General features: G+C 66.7%; 12 protein-coding genes and 1 tRNA gene. 8 read left to right on the top strand and 5 right to left on the bottom strand.

Features of this window, described 5'->3' with window-relative positions:
* Together ER13_RS11285 and ER13_RS11280 are read right to left on the bottom strand one after the other, a co-directional pair.
* Nucleotides 1-1,410 (bottom strand): lipopolysaccharide biosynthesis protein (locus ER13_RS11285; protein ID WP_035309300.1); only part of this gene is annotated, 1,410 nt, incomplete at its 3' end.
* Between the two features lie 11 nt (nucleotides 1,411-1,421).
* Nucleotides 1,422-2,966 (bottom strand): exopolysaccharide biosynthesis polyprenyl glycosylphosphotransferase, encoded by a 1,545-nt coding sequence (locus tag ER13_RS11280; protein ID WP_035309298.1) that lies wholly within the window; start codon nucleotides 2,964-2,966, stop codon nucleotides 1,422-1,424.
* Between the two features lie 94 nt (nucleotides 2,967-3,060).
* On the opposite strand from ER13_RS11280, the gene ER13_RS11275 reads away from it, so the two are divergent.
* Nucleotides 3,061-3,152, top strand: a tRNA-Ser gene (locus ER13_RS11275).
* 381 nt (nucleotides 3,153-3,533) lie between these two features.
* On the opposite strand, the gene ER13_RS11265 is transcribed toward ER13_RS11275, so the two are convergent.
* On the bottom strand, nucleotides 3,534-4,103 hold the full coding sequence (locus tag ER13_RS11265; protein ID WP_052005044.1) for a phosphonate degradation HD-domain oxygenase: 570 nt from the start codon (nucleotides 4,101-4,103) through the stop codon (nucleotides 3,534-3,536).
* 101 nt (nucleotides 4,104-4,204) lie between these two features.
* Nucleotides 4,205-5,857 (bottom strand): alkaline phosphatase family protein, encoded by a 1,653-nt coding sequence (locus ER13_RS11260; RefSeq protein ID WP_035309296.1) that lies wholly within the window; start codon nucleotides 5,855-5,857, stop codon nucleotides 4,205-4,207.
* 387 nt (nucleotides 5,858-6,244) lie between these two features.
* Between ER13_RS11260 and ER13_RS19240 the strand changes: the two genes are divergently transcribed.
* Nucleotides 6,245-6,352 carry a hypothetical protein gene (locus tag ER13_RS19240; protein ID WP_304412779.1) on the top strand — a complete coding sequence of 36 codons (108 nt, stop codon included), beginning with the start codon at nucleotides 6,245-6,247 and terminating at the stop codon, nucleotides 6,350-6,352.
* Here ER13_RS19240 and ER13_RS11255 read toward each other — a convergent pair.
* Nucleotides 6,349-7,149: a DeoR/GlpR family DNA-binding transcription regulator gene (locus ER13_RS11255; RefSeq protein WP_008260967.1), complete on the bottom strand. Its 801-nt coding sequence runs from the start codon at nucleotides 7,147-7,149 to the stop codon at nucleotides 6,349-6,351. The genes ER13_RS19240 and ER13_RS11255 overlap by 4 nt on opposite strands.
* A 359-nt stretch (nucleotides 7,150-7,508) precedes the next feature.
* Here ER13_RS11255 and ER13_RS11250 point away from each other — a divergent pair, with 359 nt between their 5' ends.
* The 6 genes from ER13_RS11250 to ER13_RS11225 form a co-directional block, all read left to right on the top strand.
* On the top strand, nucleotides 7,509-10,292 hold the full coding sequence (locus tag ER13_RS11250) for a TonB-dependent receptor (RefSeq protein ID WP_035309294.1): 2,784 nt from the start codon (nucleotides 7,509-7,511) through the stop codon (nucleotides 10,290-10,292).
* A gap of 74 nt (nucleotides 10,293-10,366) precedes the next feature.
* A complete protein-coding gene (locus tag ER13_RS11245) occupies nucleotides 10,367-11,005 on the top strand; it encodes a sulfotransferase family 2 domain-containing protein (protein ID WP_008261627.1) in 639 nt (212 codons plus the stop codon).
* A 5-nt stretch (nucleotides 11,006-11,010) separates the two neighbouring features.
* Nucleotides 11,011-11,628, top strand: a complete 618-nt coding sequence (locus ER13_RS11240) for an aspartyl/asparaginyl beta-hydroxylase domain-containing protein (RefSeq protein WP_035309302.1) — start codon at nucleotides 11,011-11,013, stop codon at nucleotides 11,626-11,628.
* Nucleotides 11,625-13,556 carry a sulfotransferase gene (locus ER13_RS11235; RefSeq protein ID WP_008262948.1) on the top strand — a complete coding sequence of 644 codons (1,932 nt, stop codon included), beginning with the start codon at nucleotides 11,625-11,627 and terminating at the stop codon, nucleotides 13,554-13,556. The genes ER13_RS11240 and ER13_RS11235 overlap by 4 nt, the downstream gene beginning before the upstream one ends.
* Nucleotides 13,557-13,559: 3 nt before the next feature.
* The gene (locus tag ER13_RS11230; RefSeq protein WP_008260368.1) at nucleotides 13,560-14,516 is read left to right on the top strand and encodes an aspartyl/asparaginyl beta-hydroxylase domain-containing protein; all 957 of its coding nucleotides are present in this window, start codon (nucleotides 13,560-13,562) and stop codon (nucleotides 14,514-14,516) included.
* Nucleotides 14,517-14,594: 78 nt separating this feature from the next.
* Nucleotides 14,595-15,317, top strand: a 723-nt coding sequence (locus ER13_RS11225; protein ID WP_035309292.1) for an acyl-CoA dehydrogenase family protein, incomplete at its 3' end; no start/stop codon positions are given.

The raw sequence follows: 15,317 nt of genomic DNA, 5'->3' as shown, positions 1-15,317 counted from the left end.
GTAAAGCACGTCGCGCACCCCGGCGGCGTTCAGCGTCAGCGCCAGGGCCGCATAGACCAGTCCGCCGACGCTCGCGTCCAGCATCAGTTCGACAAAACCGCCCAGCGGTGGAAGCCGCCAGACCACCAGGGCCATGCCGGTCGAGGCCAGGCCGCACCGGATCAGGGCTTCCCACGGAATGGGCAGGGCGATGGCGCGGCGGCTGATCAGCAGACAGGCGACCAGACCGATGGCGAAGCTGAGGGCCGTGGCGACGGCGGCGCCCAGCACGCCGAGCCGGGGGATCAGCACCAGGTTCAGCAGGATGTTGGCCAGCGCCGGAACAGCCATGGTGACCAGCAGCAGGCCGGTCTTCTTGCCCAGGGTGAAGCCGAAGCCGAAATAATAGGCGATCAGGCCGGACATGAAGGCCGAGGCCGCGATCCAGGGCGTGACCAGGGCGGCGGCGACGCGCAGGTCAGGGCCGATCATCAATTCGGCCAGGGGGCGGGCCACAAGGGCCAGGCCGACGGCGGCGGGCAGGCCGATCAGGATCAGGGTCGAACCCTGTTCCAGGGCCGTGTGACGCAGCGCCTCTCGGCCGCCGCGCTCCAGCGCCATGACCATGGCCGGGGCCCCGGCCGCGCCCAGCCAGATGAACATCACGTCCAGGGTGCGGTTCGCCAGGCTGTAGCTGGCGTGATAGGCGCCCACCGCCGCCGCATCCATGAAGCCGGCCAGCAGGAAACGGTCGGTCGAGGCCAGGACCAGGGCCAGGGTCAGCGACGCCGCGATCGGATAGCCGTAGGCGGCGTAGGCCTTCAGCCGCGCGCGATCCACGGTTCCGCCGGCCGACTGGCGCAGTTCGCCCGGCAGGATGAAGGGCAGGGCGAACAGCGGAGCGATCATCAGGCCCAGCATGGGCGAGGCCGCGCCGGCCCCGGCCAGGGCGAAACCGGCCCCGACCAGGAAGCCCAGGACGGCGACAAACATATCGACCGAGGCGGCCTTGGACACCTCGCCGGCGGCGCGGTAACGCTCCTGCGCCAGCTTGGCCAGGTTGCGGATCGGCGCCCCGGCCAGGCCGAAGCCGACCGCCAGCTTGAAGGCGGGGGTCAGGGGCAGAAGCCAGACCACGAGAGCCGCGACGGGCACGAAGACGGCGATGACGGCGAAGGAGGTGCGGTACAGGCTGGCGAAATGGGCCGCCAGGCCCTCCGGCGTGCGCTCGGCCGCCCAGAAGCGGGCCATGGAGGCCTCCAGCCAGCTGAAGCTGACCGTATGGGCCAGGCTGGTGACGGAGAATGCCAGGGCGTAGTGGCCGAAATCCTCGGGGCTGAGCAGGCGGGTGAAGACGACGATGGTCAGGAAGCCGACCACGCCCTGGACGATCTGGGCCGGCAGATAGCCCCAGACGCCGCGCCAGAACATGCGTTTCTCGCTCACCGCACGGCCGCCCGGTCGCCCAGCAGGACGGGGATGGTGATCAGGATGATCCACAGGTCCAGCCAGAAGGACTGGCGCTGGATATAGTCGATGTCCAGCTCGACGCGGCGGCGCACCTCGGCCTCGCTGTCCACCGGTCCGCGCGACCCGCAGACGGCGGCCCAGCCGGTCATGCCGGGCTTGATACGGTGACGGTGGGCGTATTCGGCGACCAGAAGCGCGGATTCGGTCTCGCCGGTTCTCATGCCGATGGCGTGAGGGCGCGGGCCGACCAGGGACATCTCGCCCCTCAGCACGTTGAACAGCTGGGGCAGTTCATCCAGGCTGGAGGCGCGGATGAAGCGGCCGACGCGGGTGACGCGGTCGTCGTCGGCGACGACCTGGCGGCTGGCGGTCGCATCGGCGTCGCAGTGACGCATCGAGCGGAATTTCCACACCACGATGGTTTCCTGGTTGAAGCCATGGCGACGCTGGCGGAAGAAGACCGGGCCGGGGCTGTCCAGCCGTACGGCCAGGGCGATCACCGCCATGACCGGGGCGAAGGCGACCAGGGCCAGGGCGCCGATCACCACATCCTGCACTCGTTTGGCGAAGGCGCGGCGGTCGGCGTCGGGAGCGGACCCGATCTCGGCCAGGGACGGACCGGCCAGACGATTCAGCGCCGCCTCACGACTGGCGTCGGAATCGAACAGGACGGTCAGGGGATTGGGCAGGGTCTCCAGACGGCGCGTCAGGTCCCGCACCCGCGCGCCCGCATCGGCGTCGATCGCCAGAACGATCCGGTCGACATAGGGCAGCATCCGATGGGTCAGCAGGGCGTTGGCCCCGCCCAGCACCGGCACCCCGGCCAGACGGTCAGGCGAGCGGGCCAGGCGGTCGTCGAACACGCCCAGCACGTTCAGGTCGCGCCGTTCCAGCGCCCGCCGGATCAGGGCCTCGGCGTTCCGGGTCGCCCCGACGATGACGATATTGGGCGACAGCAGGCCCTGCCGTCGCCAACGCGCCGCCAGCACCCGCCATAAGCCGTGCAGGGCGACCAAACAGACCGTCGCCGCAAGACCCCAGGGCAGGACCGGCCCCAGGCCGTGCCCGTCCAGGCCCAGACCCACCAGCAGCGCCGCCCCGATCGCCAGGGCGACGATCCCGACCACCCCGACCAGATGGAGCAGGGGCGTCGGCTCTGCCCCGAATCGATAAAGGCCCAGGCTCCGCAGCAGGGCCAGGGCGACGAGGACGCCGGTGGCCAGGGGCAGGACGGCGCCGACAGTCAGGGTCTTCACATCGAGAGACCCCAGCGACCACAGGGCCACAACGGCCAGACCGACCACAGCCAGAACGTCAGCGGCGCGGAAATAATAGGCGGCCAGCCGCACGGTCGAGCGCTGGCGCGCGTTGCGCCACACCTCCGGCCGGAACGGACCCCGCTCGGCATGCGGCGCGAGGCTGGCGGCGGCGCGGTCGTTCGCACTCGCTGCGGTCGGCGCGGCAAGGGGACGGGCGCAGTCGGGCATGTCGATCCGGAGTTTCTGCACGGCCGCCACCCTGCATGCGCCGCCTCTATGTCGCGTTAACAACAGGTCTTTGGTTCGAACCGGATTGCACGACGCATCATGCTCGGCTATCGAGCCCTTCGCTGGAGACGTGGCCGAGTGGCTGAAGGCAACGGTTTGCTAAATCGTCGTACCCTGTAAGGGGTACCGAGGGTTCGAATCCCTCCGTCTCCGCCATTTTTTCCCGTAAGTGACCGTGGCGGCCCGAATGCCGGCCTGCGCCCACGAAACGCCGCAGGGACGGCGGTCGCCGCTGATGATCTACAAGGCCTGCCTGGATCTGGACGTCTAGCCCCTGTCGCGGGTGGTCAAGGTCGACGACGCGGAATTGGGGATGGCCGAGGGGCGCAACGCCGGCTGTTTCACCCTGAGGGTCGCCGCCTCGGGCAATATGGTCGGCTAGAGCGAGCAGGCGCTGACGGCGCTGGAGCCGGAGGCGCATGCCCGGATGCTGGCGCCGGCGTCCGAGCGGCTCTATGCGGCGTGCGCCGATCTGGTCATCGATACGGTCGCGGATCTGGTTCCGGCGCTGGAAGCCGAGGCGGCCCGGCGCGCGGCCTAGGCGGAGCGTGCGGCGAGGGCCGTCAGCTTGTCCCTGTAGGTGGCGAGCGGGGCGATGACGGCCCCTTCGGTCTTGCCCATCTCGTCGTAGCGGCGCAGGCGGATGGCCGTATCGAAATGGGGATGAGTGCGGAAGACGGCGGCCTCGTCTTGGTTCATGGGGCCGCCCTGGAGATGCAGGCTCTGGAGGGAGGCGGGGCTGAGGGCCGCCGCATAGCCGGGCTCGGCGGTCGCCAGATAACGTTTGGCCTCGACGTGCAGCCGAACCGGTTCCGAAACCTCGGGCGCGAAGGCTTGGGCCAGCCAGGCGGCGCCGATCCGTTCGTGCACGGCGTCTATGCCGCGATCTGCGGCGTCCTGTCCGTGTTTCTGCAGAAGATGGCCGATGTCGTGCAGCAGGGCGGCGGCGACGAGAGCGTCCGTTTCCCCGGCTTCGCGGGCGTGGTGCGCCGTCTGAAGGGCGTGATCCAGCTGGGTCACGGCCTCGCCGTAGTGGTCGCCGCCCATCCGCTCGAACAGGTCGAAGATGACGGCGATGGAGTCTTCAGGTGAAGCAGGGCGGATCATGGGCGCTCTATAAGTGCTTTTTGGTCTATACCAAAAAGCCGGGATGTGGGTAGGCGAGGGGGATCGAGCGGGCGCCGCCGGATCATCCCCCGCCAGCCTCTTCAGCGCGGGGTTAGCCGGTTCGGGTCGATGAATTGGCGCGGAATGCCTGGACCCTCGAAATAGGCGCCCAGCCAGGCGCCGCCGCCGCCGTTGAACCATTCGACGCGAATGGCGTGCTTGCCGGGTTCGAGGCGGATCGTGCCGGCGGCGGTGATCACGCCGTGATCGCCGTCATTGTCCACGACCGTCTTGCCGTCGATATAGAGTTTGCTGCCGTCGTCCGAGGCGGTCGAGAAGCCGTATTCGCCGGCGGTGTCGATCTGGATCTGGCCTTCGAACACCACGGCGACCGCGTCCTCGCGCGGCAGGGTCAGGCCGTCGATCGTGATCTCGTGCACCCTGCCGGATGCGACCGGCGTCAGGCGGGAGAAGTCGGGCAGCCGCACCGGGGCTTCGGGCAGCAGACAGACGCTGTAGGTCACGCCCCGGCTCGCGGCGATGCGCGGGTCCAGAACGCGGAAATAGCCGACCGACGGGACGCTGGCCGGTTTTCCATCGACGAACAGGCCGGCCCGAACAATGGTGTTGCGCGTGATCTCGACCGGGCCGGCGTAGACGGGGGAGGCGGGTGTCGGCGTCGAGTTGTCCAGCGTATAGCGCACCTCGCCCACGGCGTTCGGGTTTTGCAGGCTCATGCGCGCCGGGCCGTCGATGAACAGGCCGCCGGGCGGGGTGTTGCCCGCGCCGGCCGGCAGGATGGCCGGAGAGGCGTAGAAGCTGCTGGTGCGATAGACTTGGACCGGCATGGCCTCGCCCTGAAGGATCGGCCGGACCGGGCGGCCCAGCCAGGCGTAGGGAACATCGGCGCCCAGCAGCCAGGCGACCGTCGCGCCGGTGTCGAAGGTGTTGATGGGCAGATCCAGTTCGACGCCGGGCTTTACGCCCTCGCCATAGGCGATCCAGGGGATTTCCAGCTCGGCTAGGCTTTCGCCGCCATGGCCCTTGCCGACGCCGCCGTGGTCGGAGGTGATCAGGATGACCGTATCCTCGGCGATGCCGGCCTCGACCGTCGCCTGGCGGATGCGGCCGATCAGGGCGTCGGCCTTGGTGACCGCTTCATAATAGTGGGGCGTGCCGTGGCCGTCGGCGTGTCCGGCGTGATCGACGTGGTCCAGGTGGATGAAGAGGAAGTCGGGACGCCGGGCCTTGATATAGTTGACGGCCAGGTCGGTGGTCCTGTCCTCGTCCGCGCCATGGGCGTCGTAGTCGACGAAACGGTGGTCGTAGAGACGGCCGAAGCCGTCCCAGTTGTAGATGGAGCCGATCTCCAGCCCCGGGTTCTGATCGGTCAGGACCTGGAAGATCGAGGGGAAGAAACCGCCGGAGCCGGTGACCGAGGTGGGGAAGTTAAACTCGCCCACCTGCCAGTCGTTGCTGGTGACGCCGTGTTGCTCGGGGCCGGCGCCGGTGATGATTGATGCCCAGTTTGCGCCGCTGGTGGTCGGCAGGACGCCGCGGGCGTGCAGGCTCCAGCTGCCCTTGGCCATCATGTCGTCCAGGACCGGGGTGTCGGCCTTGTTGACGCCGTCGGGGCTGAGGCCGTCGACGCCGATGATGATCACATGGCCGGCGCGGCGGGGCTCGGCGTGGGCAGGCGCCGCGGCGACGAGGGCGGCCGCCAGAAGGGGCAGGCAGAGGAGGGGCGTGCGCATGGAAGGACTCCTGAAGACATGGCGGGGCCAGGCCGGGGAGGGTCGCCGTTATTTTCCCCGCCGTCGTCCGCGCCGCATTTGCGATGAGGGCGTCACTGGTCCGTACCAGGCGGAAGGCCGATGGTTGGCGAAGCTTTCGTGAATTGGCGGCCTTAAAGAGCGCGCTTAGTGATAATCGTCTGGCGTCGGAAAAACGGCTCGATCAGTCAGGGGCCTGTATGACGAACGACCCGTCGCGCTTTTTCGTTCGACCAGTCGCTGACCGAGATATTGAAGAGCGCCTATGGGCTGTCGGTCTCGGGCCACGTGGTCAGCATGCAGCCGTGAGCCCTGACCGGCCATGAGGGCGAGGTTCTGGGGGCGAAGTCCGGTCTGCCGGGTCTGGCGGTGCGGCGCGCCAGCTATGACGCCCAGGGGCGGGTGGTGGAGTCCGACCGCGAGCACTGGCGCCCGACGCCGTGCGGATCAGGGTGGACACGCGGGTGCGTTGACTAGGTCGGATCGGCGACATGCAGCCGGGTGTCCCACTGGGCTGCGACTCTGGAAACGCCGCCGGGCGGGGGCAGGTCGGTCACCAGGTCCTGGACGTCGCGGAAAGACGCGACCTGGATGAAGCCGGACTTGGCGAACTTCGTATGGTCGGCCAGCACGACGATGCGGCGCGCCTGTTCCAGCAGGCTCTGTTTGAACGAGGCCTCGTCGGCGTCGAAGTCGAGGAAGCCCCGGTCCGCGTCCACGGCGCCCATCGACAAGATGGTCAGGTCGGGGGCGAAGCGGCGACAGAAGGACTTGGCTTCCGGGCCGAAGGCGGCGTTGTGGACCGGATTGACCTGGCCGCCCGCCAGCAGCAGGCGCTGGCCGGGATTGCCCAGAACCTCGTGCGCGATCTCGACGCTGTTGGTGACGATGGTGAGATTGCGCACCGAGGCCAGGGCGCGAGCCAGCCAGTGGCAGGTGGTGCCGGAATCGAGCAGCAGGGTCATGCCTTCGGTAACTAGGCCGGCGGCCTTCTGGGCGATCTTCTGCTTGGACTCGGCGTTTTCGCGCAGGCGGATGCGATAGGGCGCCTCGATCAGATTATTGGTCGAGGACAGTCCGCCGTGCACCTTTTGCACAACGCCGCTGCGCTCCAGTTGGCGGGCGTCGCGGCGGATAGTTTCTTCGGAGACCTGAAACCGCTCAGCGAGTTCGGACACGGTCCAGAAGACCTTCTCCTCCATCAGCTGAAGGATCTCCGCCAGGCGGGCGCCTTGGCTGAGATGTTTCGAGTCTTTGAGGAGGGGGGCGCTCATGATCGATCCCCTTACCAACGCCAAATCCCACACACAACCACATAAGTCGCCTTAAGCCTCTCATATGAATGGCGTTCTGGCGGGGCCAGGTTTTCGTTCTGCATGCGGCTTAAAATCCAGCGAGTTGGCGTGTTCCCTGACTTCTGGGTTGATTGGCTTAGGTTTTTTGGCTGAGGGATCTCCAGGGCGCCGTTTTGGTTTTCCCACACATAACCACATAATTCAACATAATTCCCTCAAACCGTCACATGACTGAAACGCCCGCGACCTAATGAGGCCGGACTTGGCGGCGGCGGTCAGATTGGCCGTGCGTCGGACCGAGCCGCTTGGTTCACACCAGTTTGTCGGGGGACACGATTATGTCGAAGCAATATCCCGTTCGGGGCATGGGCCCGAACCTCAAGAAGGTGCTGTTGGCGACGGTGTCGGCGGCGGTCGCCGGCGCCAGCGCATCCGCAGCCTTCGCCCAGGAGGCGGCGACCGCCGAGGTCGACGAGATCGTCGTCACCGGCTTCCGCAAGTCGCTGAGCGACGCGCGGGCGATCAAGCAGGATTCGGTAATCCAGGTCGACGCCATTGTGGCCGAGGACATGGCCAAGTTCCCGGATCTCAATCTGGCGGAATCGCTGCAGCGCCTGCCCGGCGTGCAGATCAACCGTGAGGCCGGCGAGGGCCGTCGGATCTCGCTGCGGGGCCTCGGTCCGGACTTCGCCCGGGTGCAGCTGAACGGCATGGAAGTGCTGGGCAACGTCGACTCGGCGCAGGACAGCCGCGGCCAGCGCTCGCGTGACCGCGCGTTCGATTTCAATATCTTCGCTTCGGAACTGTTCTCGCGGGTCGAGGTCGAGAAGACCTTTGAAGCCGCGCAGAAAGAGGGCGGCATGGCCGGCACCGTCGGCCTGTTCACCGGCAAGCCCTTTGACTACGGCACAGGCGCCGACGGCGCCCTGTCGCTGAAGGTCGGCACCAACGAATATACCGAAGACACCCAGCCGCGCATCGCCGCCCTGTTCACCCAGAACTGGGACAATGTGTTCGGCGTCTCCTTCTCGGCCGCCTACAGCAAACGCGAGACGACGGAGCAGGGCCACAACACGTATAACCGTTCCAACCCCAGCGCCGCGACGATGCAGAGCCTCGTGACCAAGGGATTGAACATCTCCGGCCTGTCCGCCGCCCAACGGGCCAAGTTCCTGTCCGGAGATCTGTATTTCGCCGACGGCAATCGTATCTCGTCGTGGAACGCCGAGCAGGAACGGTTGGGCCTGACGGCGGCGGTCCAGTGGCGTCCGATGGATGGCATGGAACTGACGCTCGATGTGCTGCACGGCGAGTTCACGACGCGCCGTAACGAGTATCATCTGGCGACGCGGCCTCTGGCTTCGACCGGTTCGGTGGCCTTCGACACGGCCGCCGGCGGCGTCTGGCCGTCGATCTTCCAGTCGGCCTCGGTCATCAACGGCCTGACCTGGGACAGCGACAACTACGTGACCATGACCGACGTCACGGGCGCCACCTTCGGCAGCGAGCATCGCCGGTCGCTGAACGAGAACAAGTTCAATCAGGTCGCGCTGACCGGTGAATGGGAAATGTCCGACCGTCTGAAGTTCGACGGTCACGTGGGTTGGGAAAAATCGACCTATGACACGCCGTACGACGACAAGCTGTACATGCGCGCCAAGGGCAATCTGATCGCCAACTATGGTGAGAACGGCCAGTCCGCCTCGTTCGAATATCCGAACTGGGACCCGACCAATCCGGCCAACTATGCGATGGATTCGTTCTACTATCGCGCCTTCAACAATGAATCGGAGCTGCACGAGGGCGAGCTTAACGCGCGGTACGAACTGAACGACACCTGGACGCTGCGCGCGGGCGTCGCCTATCACAAGTTCCGCCAGCAGGGCGAAGACCTGTTCTATGACGACAATGTCAACGGCACGCGGTCCAAGATGCGCGGCACGGCGGTCGGCGACGTCACCTCGGTCTTCACCAACGCTTTCGGATCTTGGCTGGTCGGCGACTATGACAAGGCCTTCGCCAAGTACAACGAGTACCACCGTCTGGAGCAGAACAAGGACGGCACCGGCGGCGCCTTGCAGGACATCGAGAACGTCTATGAGACGACCGAGGAAACCCTGTCCGGCTTCGTTCAGGGCGACTGGGACAGCGAACTGTTCGGCCGCCGCTTCCGCGGCAATATCGGCCTGCGCGGCTACAGCACCGACACCCACAGCACCGGCTGGATCCAGGGCGACAACTATGCCTATCTGGGCACGACCGACGTGGAAGGCAGCTACGAGGGCGTGTTGCCGGCCATGAACTCGGTCCTGGAAGTGACGCCGGAACTGCTGGTGCGCTTCTCCGCGACCCAAAACCTGAACCGTCCGGGCCTCGGCTCGATGGCGGCCGAGGGCAGCGCCTTCCAGGACAGCTCGGGCAAGATTACTGCTTCGCGCGGTAATCCAAATCTGGAGCCCTACAAGGACAACACCCTGGACTTCGCCGTCGAATACTACTTCGGCGACGTCGGCCTGATGTCGGCTAGCTTGTTCCATAAGGACATCAAGAACTTCATCGAGACGGTGAGGTTTACTGACGTGCCATTCAGCGAAACGGGGGTGCCTTACAGCACCATCCCCGGCGCGACCGCGAGCACTATCGTCAATGAGTTCTCGATGCCGGTGAACAAGGAAGGCCGGGTGGAACTGACAGGCCTGGAACTGGCGGCGCAGAGCCAACTGTCGTTCCTGCCTGCGCCGTTCGACAATCTGGGTGTTGTGGCGAACTACACCTACATCGACATGCCGGACGATCTGACGGGGATTTCCAAGACAAGCTACAACGCCACGGTCTATTACGAGACCGACCGTTGGGGTGCGCGCGCCTCGCTGAACTATCGCGACAAGTGGTACACCGGCTACAATACTGCCGTCATGAGCGCCAGCACGCGCGGGTTCGAAGGCGGCACCTATGTCGACGCCGCAGCCTTCTTCAACATCACCGAGTCGTTGCAGCTGACGTTCGACGCGGTCAACCTGACGAACGAAAAGGACACCCAGTTCTGGGGTCAGAACGAGTATCTGTACAATCAGAACCAGAGCGGAACGACCTATACGGCCGGCCTGACCTACAAGTTCTGATCCGACGCTTAGACTAGGCTGGGCGCCCCGCCCCCTTCGGGGGGAGGGGCGCCCTTTTCTGGATGTCCAGAAGCATGATCGTTTCCCACCATCACCGGTTCATCTTCGCCGCCGTGCCCAAAACCGGCACCCATGCCGTGCGCCGCGCCCTGCGCGAGCAGATGGGGAAGGAGGACCTGGAACAGGTGGGGTTGTTCATCGACAAGCGCTTCCCCTGGGAAGATCTGGCGGCGATCCGCCACGGCCACCTGTCCCTGCGGCAGATTCGACCCTATGTCGGCGAAGAGGCGTTCGCCGACTATTTCAAGTTCGCCTTTGTGCGCAATCCGTTCGACCGGTTCGTCTCCTACTGCGCCTTCATGCTGCGCGACGGCGACGTCTTCCAGCGCCGCCCGCGCGACGTGATGCGCCACTTCCTGTTTCAGCAGCCGCCGGAACAGCACATCCTGTTCCAGCCTCAGGCGTCGCTGCTGGCGGACGAGGACGGCAAGACCCTGCTGACCGATCAGTTCGGGCGGGTGGAGGAGATGCAGGCCTCTTACGATAGTCTTTGCGCCCGTATCGGCATCGCCGCGCGTCCGCTGGACCGGGTGAACGCCAGCACCCACGGCGACTATCGGCTCTATTACGACAAACAGCTGATCGACGGCGTCGCCGCCCGCTATGCTCAGGATATCGAACTGTTCGGCTACAGCTTCGAAGGGCTGAGGTGATCGCCATGACCGTCGCGCCCGCCGCCAATCCGCGAAAGACCGCGACGATCCGCAGGCTGGGGCCGGTCGATATCGCCGCCCTGCATGCCGCCGTGCTGGAGATTCCGGAAGCCGTCTGGGACGCGGAAAACCAGAGCAAGCCGAACAAGTTCGAGGTGCTGGACCAGACCCGGCACATCGTGTTCCGGTTCGTCGACAGTCCGCGCGACTGGCGAGGTTCGCACGATCGCCCGCTCTGGGGGGCGTGGCGCGCGCTGCTGGAGCCGGTGCTGGTCCAGGCGGTTCAGGCCTATGGCTATGGGCGGGGAGTCTTTCCGCGCGTGATGCTGGCCCGGATGCCGGCGGGCGGCGTGATCCATCCGCATATCGACGCCAATCCGGCCGCCAAATGGCCGCACAAGATCCATGTGCCGATCACGACCAACCCGGAGGTCGTCTCCTTCTTCGGCGGGCAGGAGCACCGGTTCCCGGTCGGTGAGGCGGTGGAGGTCAATAATCTGGGACCGCACTGGGTGCGAAACGGCGGCGCCACCGACCGAATTCATCTGATTTTCGAATACTATGACGCGGACCAGCCGGATCCGAACTGGCTGGCGCCGCTGCTGGCCGCCGCCCCGCGATGATAGCGGCGGCTGAGCCCGTCGGCGCGCCGACCGATCGCGACGCCCTGCTGCGTCAGGCCATAGACCTGCGCGCGGCGCGGCGGGCGCCGGAGGCCCTGGCGGTTCTGGATCGGTTGCAGGGGCTCCATCCCCGATTCAGCCGCGCTTTGCAGGAGCGGGGTCACTGCCATGTCCTGCTCGGCGACGCGCCGTCGGCGCTCAAGGCTCTGGGAGAGGCGGTCCGGCTGAACCCCAGCCTGCCGGCCAGCTGGGACATGCTGGAGCAGTTGCACCGGATGCGAGGCGAGACTGGGCCTGCGGACGGGGCGGCGCAGAGGCTGGCGATGCTGAGGCGTCTGCCGCCGGAGATCGTGGCGGCGGACAGTCTGTTGGCCGACGGCGATCTGGCGGAAGCCGAGACGGTCATCCGTGATGTGCTGTACCGCCAGGGGCCGTCGGCCGGGGCCTTGCGTCTGCTCGCGCGCATTCGTCAGGCCTGCGGCGATGCGGAAGAGGCGGAGACCCTGTTGGAGGGGGTGCTGGCCAGTGCGCCGGACTATGAGGCCGCGCGCTTCGACTACGCCATGATTCTGTTGCAGCGGCAGAAGCCGCAGGCGGCGCGGCGCGAAGCGGAACGACTGCTGCAGCGCGAACCAGAGCGACGAGAGCATCTGAAACTGTTCGCCGCCGCCTGCGTGGCCTTGGGCGACTATGAGCCGGTGATCGAGATTTATCGGCGGCTGCTGGACGGGGCACCCGTGGTCGGCGCCGAGACGGCGGAGCTGAGGCTGTGGCGTGCGAACGCCCTGAAGGTCACGGGTCGGCTGGAGGAGGCGGTGGCCGACTATCGCGCCGCCCTGGCCGCGCGGCCCGACTATGGCGTCGCCTGGTTCAGTCTGGCCAATCTGAAGCTCCACAGCTTCTCGGACGCTGATGTCGAGCGGTTGCAGGCCGCGGCGGCGCGGACGGACTTGCAGGATATGGACCGGGTCTATCTGGCCTTCGCCCTGGGCAAGGCGCTGGAGGATCGGGCGGATTATGCCGGTTCGTGGCGTTGGTACGCCCAAGGGAACGAGGTCCGGCGTTCGCTGGGCCGGTACAGGCCCGAGGTCGCCGAGGCCTGCGCCGCGCGCACCACCCAGGCGTTTACGGCCGAGGTGTTCAACGACCGCGCCGACTGCGGGGCGCCGGACGCCGATCCCATCTTCGTTCTGGGCTTGCCGCGTTCTGGATCGACGCTGATCGAGCAGATCCTGGCTTCGCATTCACAGGTCGAGGGGACGCAGGAGCTGACGGAGATCGGTCGCTACGCCGGCGAACTGTTCGGGCGTGATCCCGACTGCGGCCTGCCGGTTCGGCCGGCGGCTGTGCTTCAGATGTCGGCGGCGGAGGCTCGTGCTCTGGGCGAAAGGTTCCTGGCCGAGACGCGGACCTATCGCCGGGAGGGGCGGCCGTTCTTCATCGACAAGATGCCGAACAATTTCTGGCATATCGGCCTGATCCATCTGATCCTGCCGAAGGCGAAGATCATCGATGTGCGGCGCGAACCCATGGCCTGCTGCTTCAGCAATCTGAAACAGCTGTTCGGCACGACCAATCAGGAATTCACCAACGATATCGACGCTATCGCCCGCTACTACCGCAGCTATCTGGACCTGATGCGGCATTGGGACGAGGTGCTGCCGGGACGGGTGCTTCGGGTGCAGTACGAGGATCTGGTCGAGGATCTCGAGGGCGGGGTGCGGCGGATGCTGGAGCATTGCGGGCTGGCGTTCGAACCGGCCTGTCTGGACTTCCATCAGACCCGGCGCAGCGTGCGCACGCCCAGTTCAGAACAGGTGCGGCGACCGATCAGCCGCGACGGCCTGGCGCAGTGGCGCAACTACGAACCCTGGCTCGCGCCGCTTCAGGCCGCGCTGGGCGACGCCTTGATCCGTTACAGGGACTGACCCATGCGACTGTCGCAGCGCTTCTATCAGCTTCCGGTCCTGTTCGATGTCGAGCGTCTGCAGGCCGAGGTTGCGGCCCTGCCGGACGAGGCGTGGGGGCCGCATCCGGATCGCGTGCATGGCAACAGCGCGGCGCGTCTGATCAGCGCCGGCGGAGTGGAAACGGATTCGGTCCATGGACAGATGTCGCCAACCCCCTGGCTGGAGCAGATGCCCTATCTGCGTCAGGTCCTGTCGGGTTTCGGCGTGGTGTGGAGCCGGTCGCGGCTGATGCGACTGGCGGCCGGCGCAGGGGTGCCGGAGCACGCCGACATCAATTATCACTGGCATACGCGGGTCAGGCTGCACATCCCGGTCTTCACCCGGCCCCAGGTGCGGTTTCACTGCGACGGCGAGGCCGTGCACATGGGGGCGGGAGAGGCCTGGATCTTCGACAACTGGCGGCGTCACCATGTAGAGAACGGGTCCGACGCCGAGCGGATTCATCTGGTCGCCGACACCACGGGCACGGCCGGCTTCTGGCAGTTCGCCTGCGGCAAGACGCCGCCGCGCGATCAGTGGCGGACGGTGGGTTGGGACCCGACCGCACCGTCGCAACTGCTGACCGAGGCTGACCAGAGGTTCGCTGTCATGCCGGCGGCGGAGGTTCAATGGTTGGTGGACGATCTGAGCCAGGAGCTGACGCCCGCGGCAGACGGCGCTGAAGCCCGGGCGCGCGCCGAGCGGTTCCGGGCGGTGCTGGCGGGCTTTGTCCAGGACTGGCGGCAGCTGTGCGCCCTGCACGGGGTGTCCGGCCGGGGGCGGTCCGACTTCATGCGTCTGGCGGGAGCCGTGCATCAGGCGGTCAGGCCGCTGGCGGAGGGGCTGGTGATGCGGACCAATGGCGCCGGGGCCCTGCTGGTGCTGGAGAAGCGGGTGCTGCAGCACTTGGTGGCCGAGGATCGTCCGGCCGGCGGTTGAGGGCGAACTTGCCGCCTGCGGGGCGGCGACCTAGGCTGGCCGGGTGTCGCCGCAAGGCGGCGTCTTCGGAGCCTTCGCATGTCTGACGCCTCGCTGATCCTGTCCCGGCGCGATCTGGATTTCATTCTGTACGAATGGCTGGAGGTCGAGCGGCTGACGCAGCGGGCGCGGTTTGCGGATCATGACCGGGTGTCGTTCGACGGGGTGCTGGATACCTGCGCCCAGCTTGCGGCGGATATGTTCGCCCCGCACAATCGCAAGGCCGATCAGAACGAGCCGACGTTCGACGGCGAGCGGGTGACGATGATCCCCGAGGTGGCCGAGGCCCTGGCGGCGTTCCGCGAGGCGGGGCTGTTTTCGGCGTCCCAGGACTATGATCTGGGCGGGCTGCAACTGCCCAATGTGATCGAGCGCGCCGGCTTCGCCTGGTTCCAGGCCGCCAATGTGGGCACGGCCGCCTATCCGTTCCTGACGATTGGGGCGGCCAATCTGCTGAAGACCCACGGCACGGCCGCGCAGGTCGACGCCTATGTGCGGCCGATGCTGGAGGGACGGTTCTTCGGCACCATGTGTCTGTCGGAGCCGCAGGCGGGATCGTCGCTGGGCGACATTCGCACCCGCGCGGTTGCGCAGGCCGACGGCAGCTATCGGCTGTTCGGGTCGAAGATGTGGATTTCGGGCGGGGATCACGACCTGTCGGAGACCATCGTCCATATGGTGCTGGCGCGGATGGAGGGGGCGCCGGCGGGGGTGAAGGGGATCTCGCTGTTCGTGGTTCCCAAGCACCTGCTGGACGAGAGC

This window comes from Brevundimonas sp. EAKA (assembly GCF_000698025.1).
Lineage (GTDB): Bacteria > Pseudomonadota > Alphaproteobacteria > Caulobacterales > Caulobacteraceae > Brevundimonas > Brevundimonas mediterranea_A.
This window is presented reverse-complemented; position numbering and strand designations above follow the sequence as displayed.

What these genes read in the sequence shown, in the direction of transcription:
- ER13_RS11260 (WP_035309296.1), bottom strand. Translation starts at nt 5,857, where the DNA reads ATGCGCACGCCCCTCCTCTGCCTGCCCCTTCTGGCGGCCGCCCTCGTC.
- ER13_RS11250 (WP_035309294.1), top strand. Translation starts at nt 7,509, where the DNA reads ATGTCGAAGCAATATCCCGTTCGGGGCATGGGCCCGAACCTCAAGAAG.
- ER13_RS11230 (WP_008260368.1), top strand. Translation starts at nt 13,560, where the DNA reads ATGCGACTGTCGCAGCGCTTCTATCAGCTTCCGGTCCTGTTCGATGTC.
- ER13_RS11235 (WP_008262948.1), top strand. Translation starts at nt 11,625, where the DNA reads ATGATAGCGGCGGCTGAGCCCGTCGGCGCGCCGACCGATCGCGACGCC.
- ER13_RS11265 (WP_052005044.1), bottom strand. Translation starts at nt 4,103, where the DNA reads ATGATCCGCCCTGCTTCACCTGAAGACTCCATCGCCGTCATCTTCGAC.
- ER13_RS11255 (WP_008260967.1), bottom strand. Translation starts at nt 7,149, where the DNA reads ATGAGCGCCCCCCTCCTCAAAGACTCGAAACATCTCAGCCAAGGCGCC.
- ER13_RS11240 (WP_035309302.1), top strand. Translation starts at nt 11,011, where the DNA reads ATGACCGTCGCGCCCGCCGCCAATCCGCGAAAGACCGCGACGATCCGC.
- ER13_RS11245 (WP_008261627.1), top strand. Translation starts at nt 10,367, where the DNA reads ATGATCGTTTCCCACCATCACCGGTTCATCTTCGCCGCCGTGCCCAAA.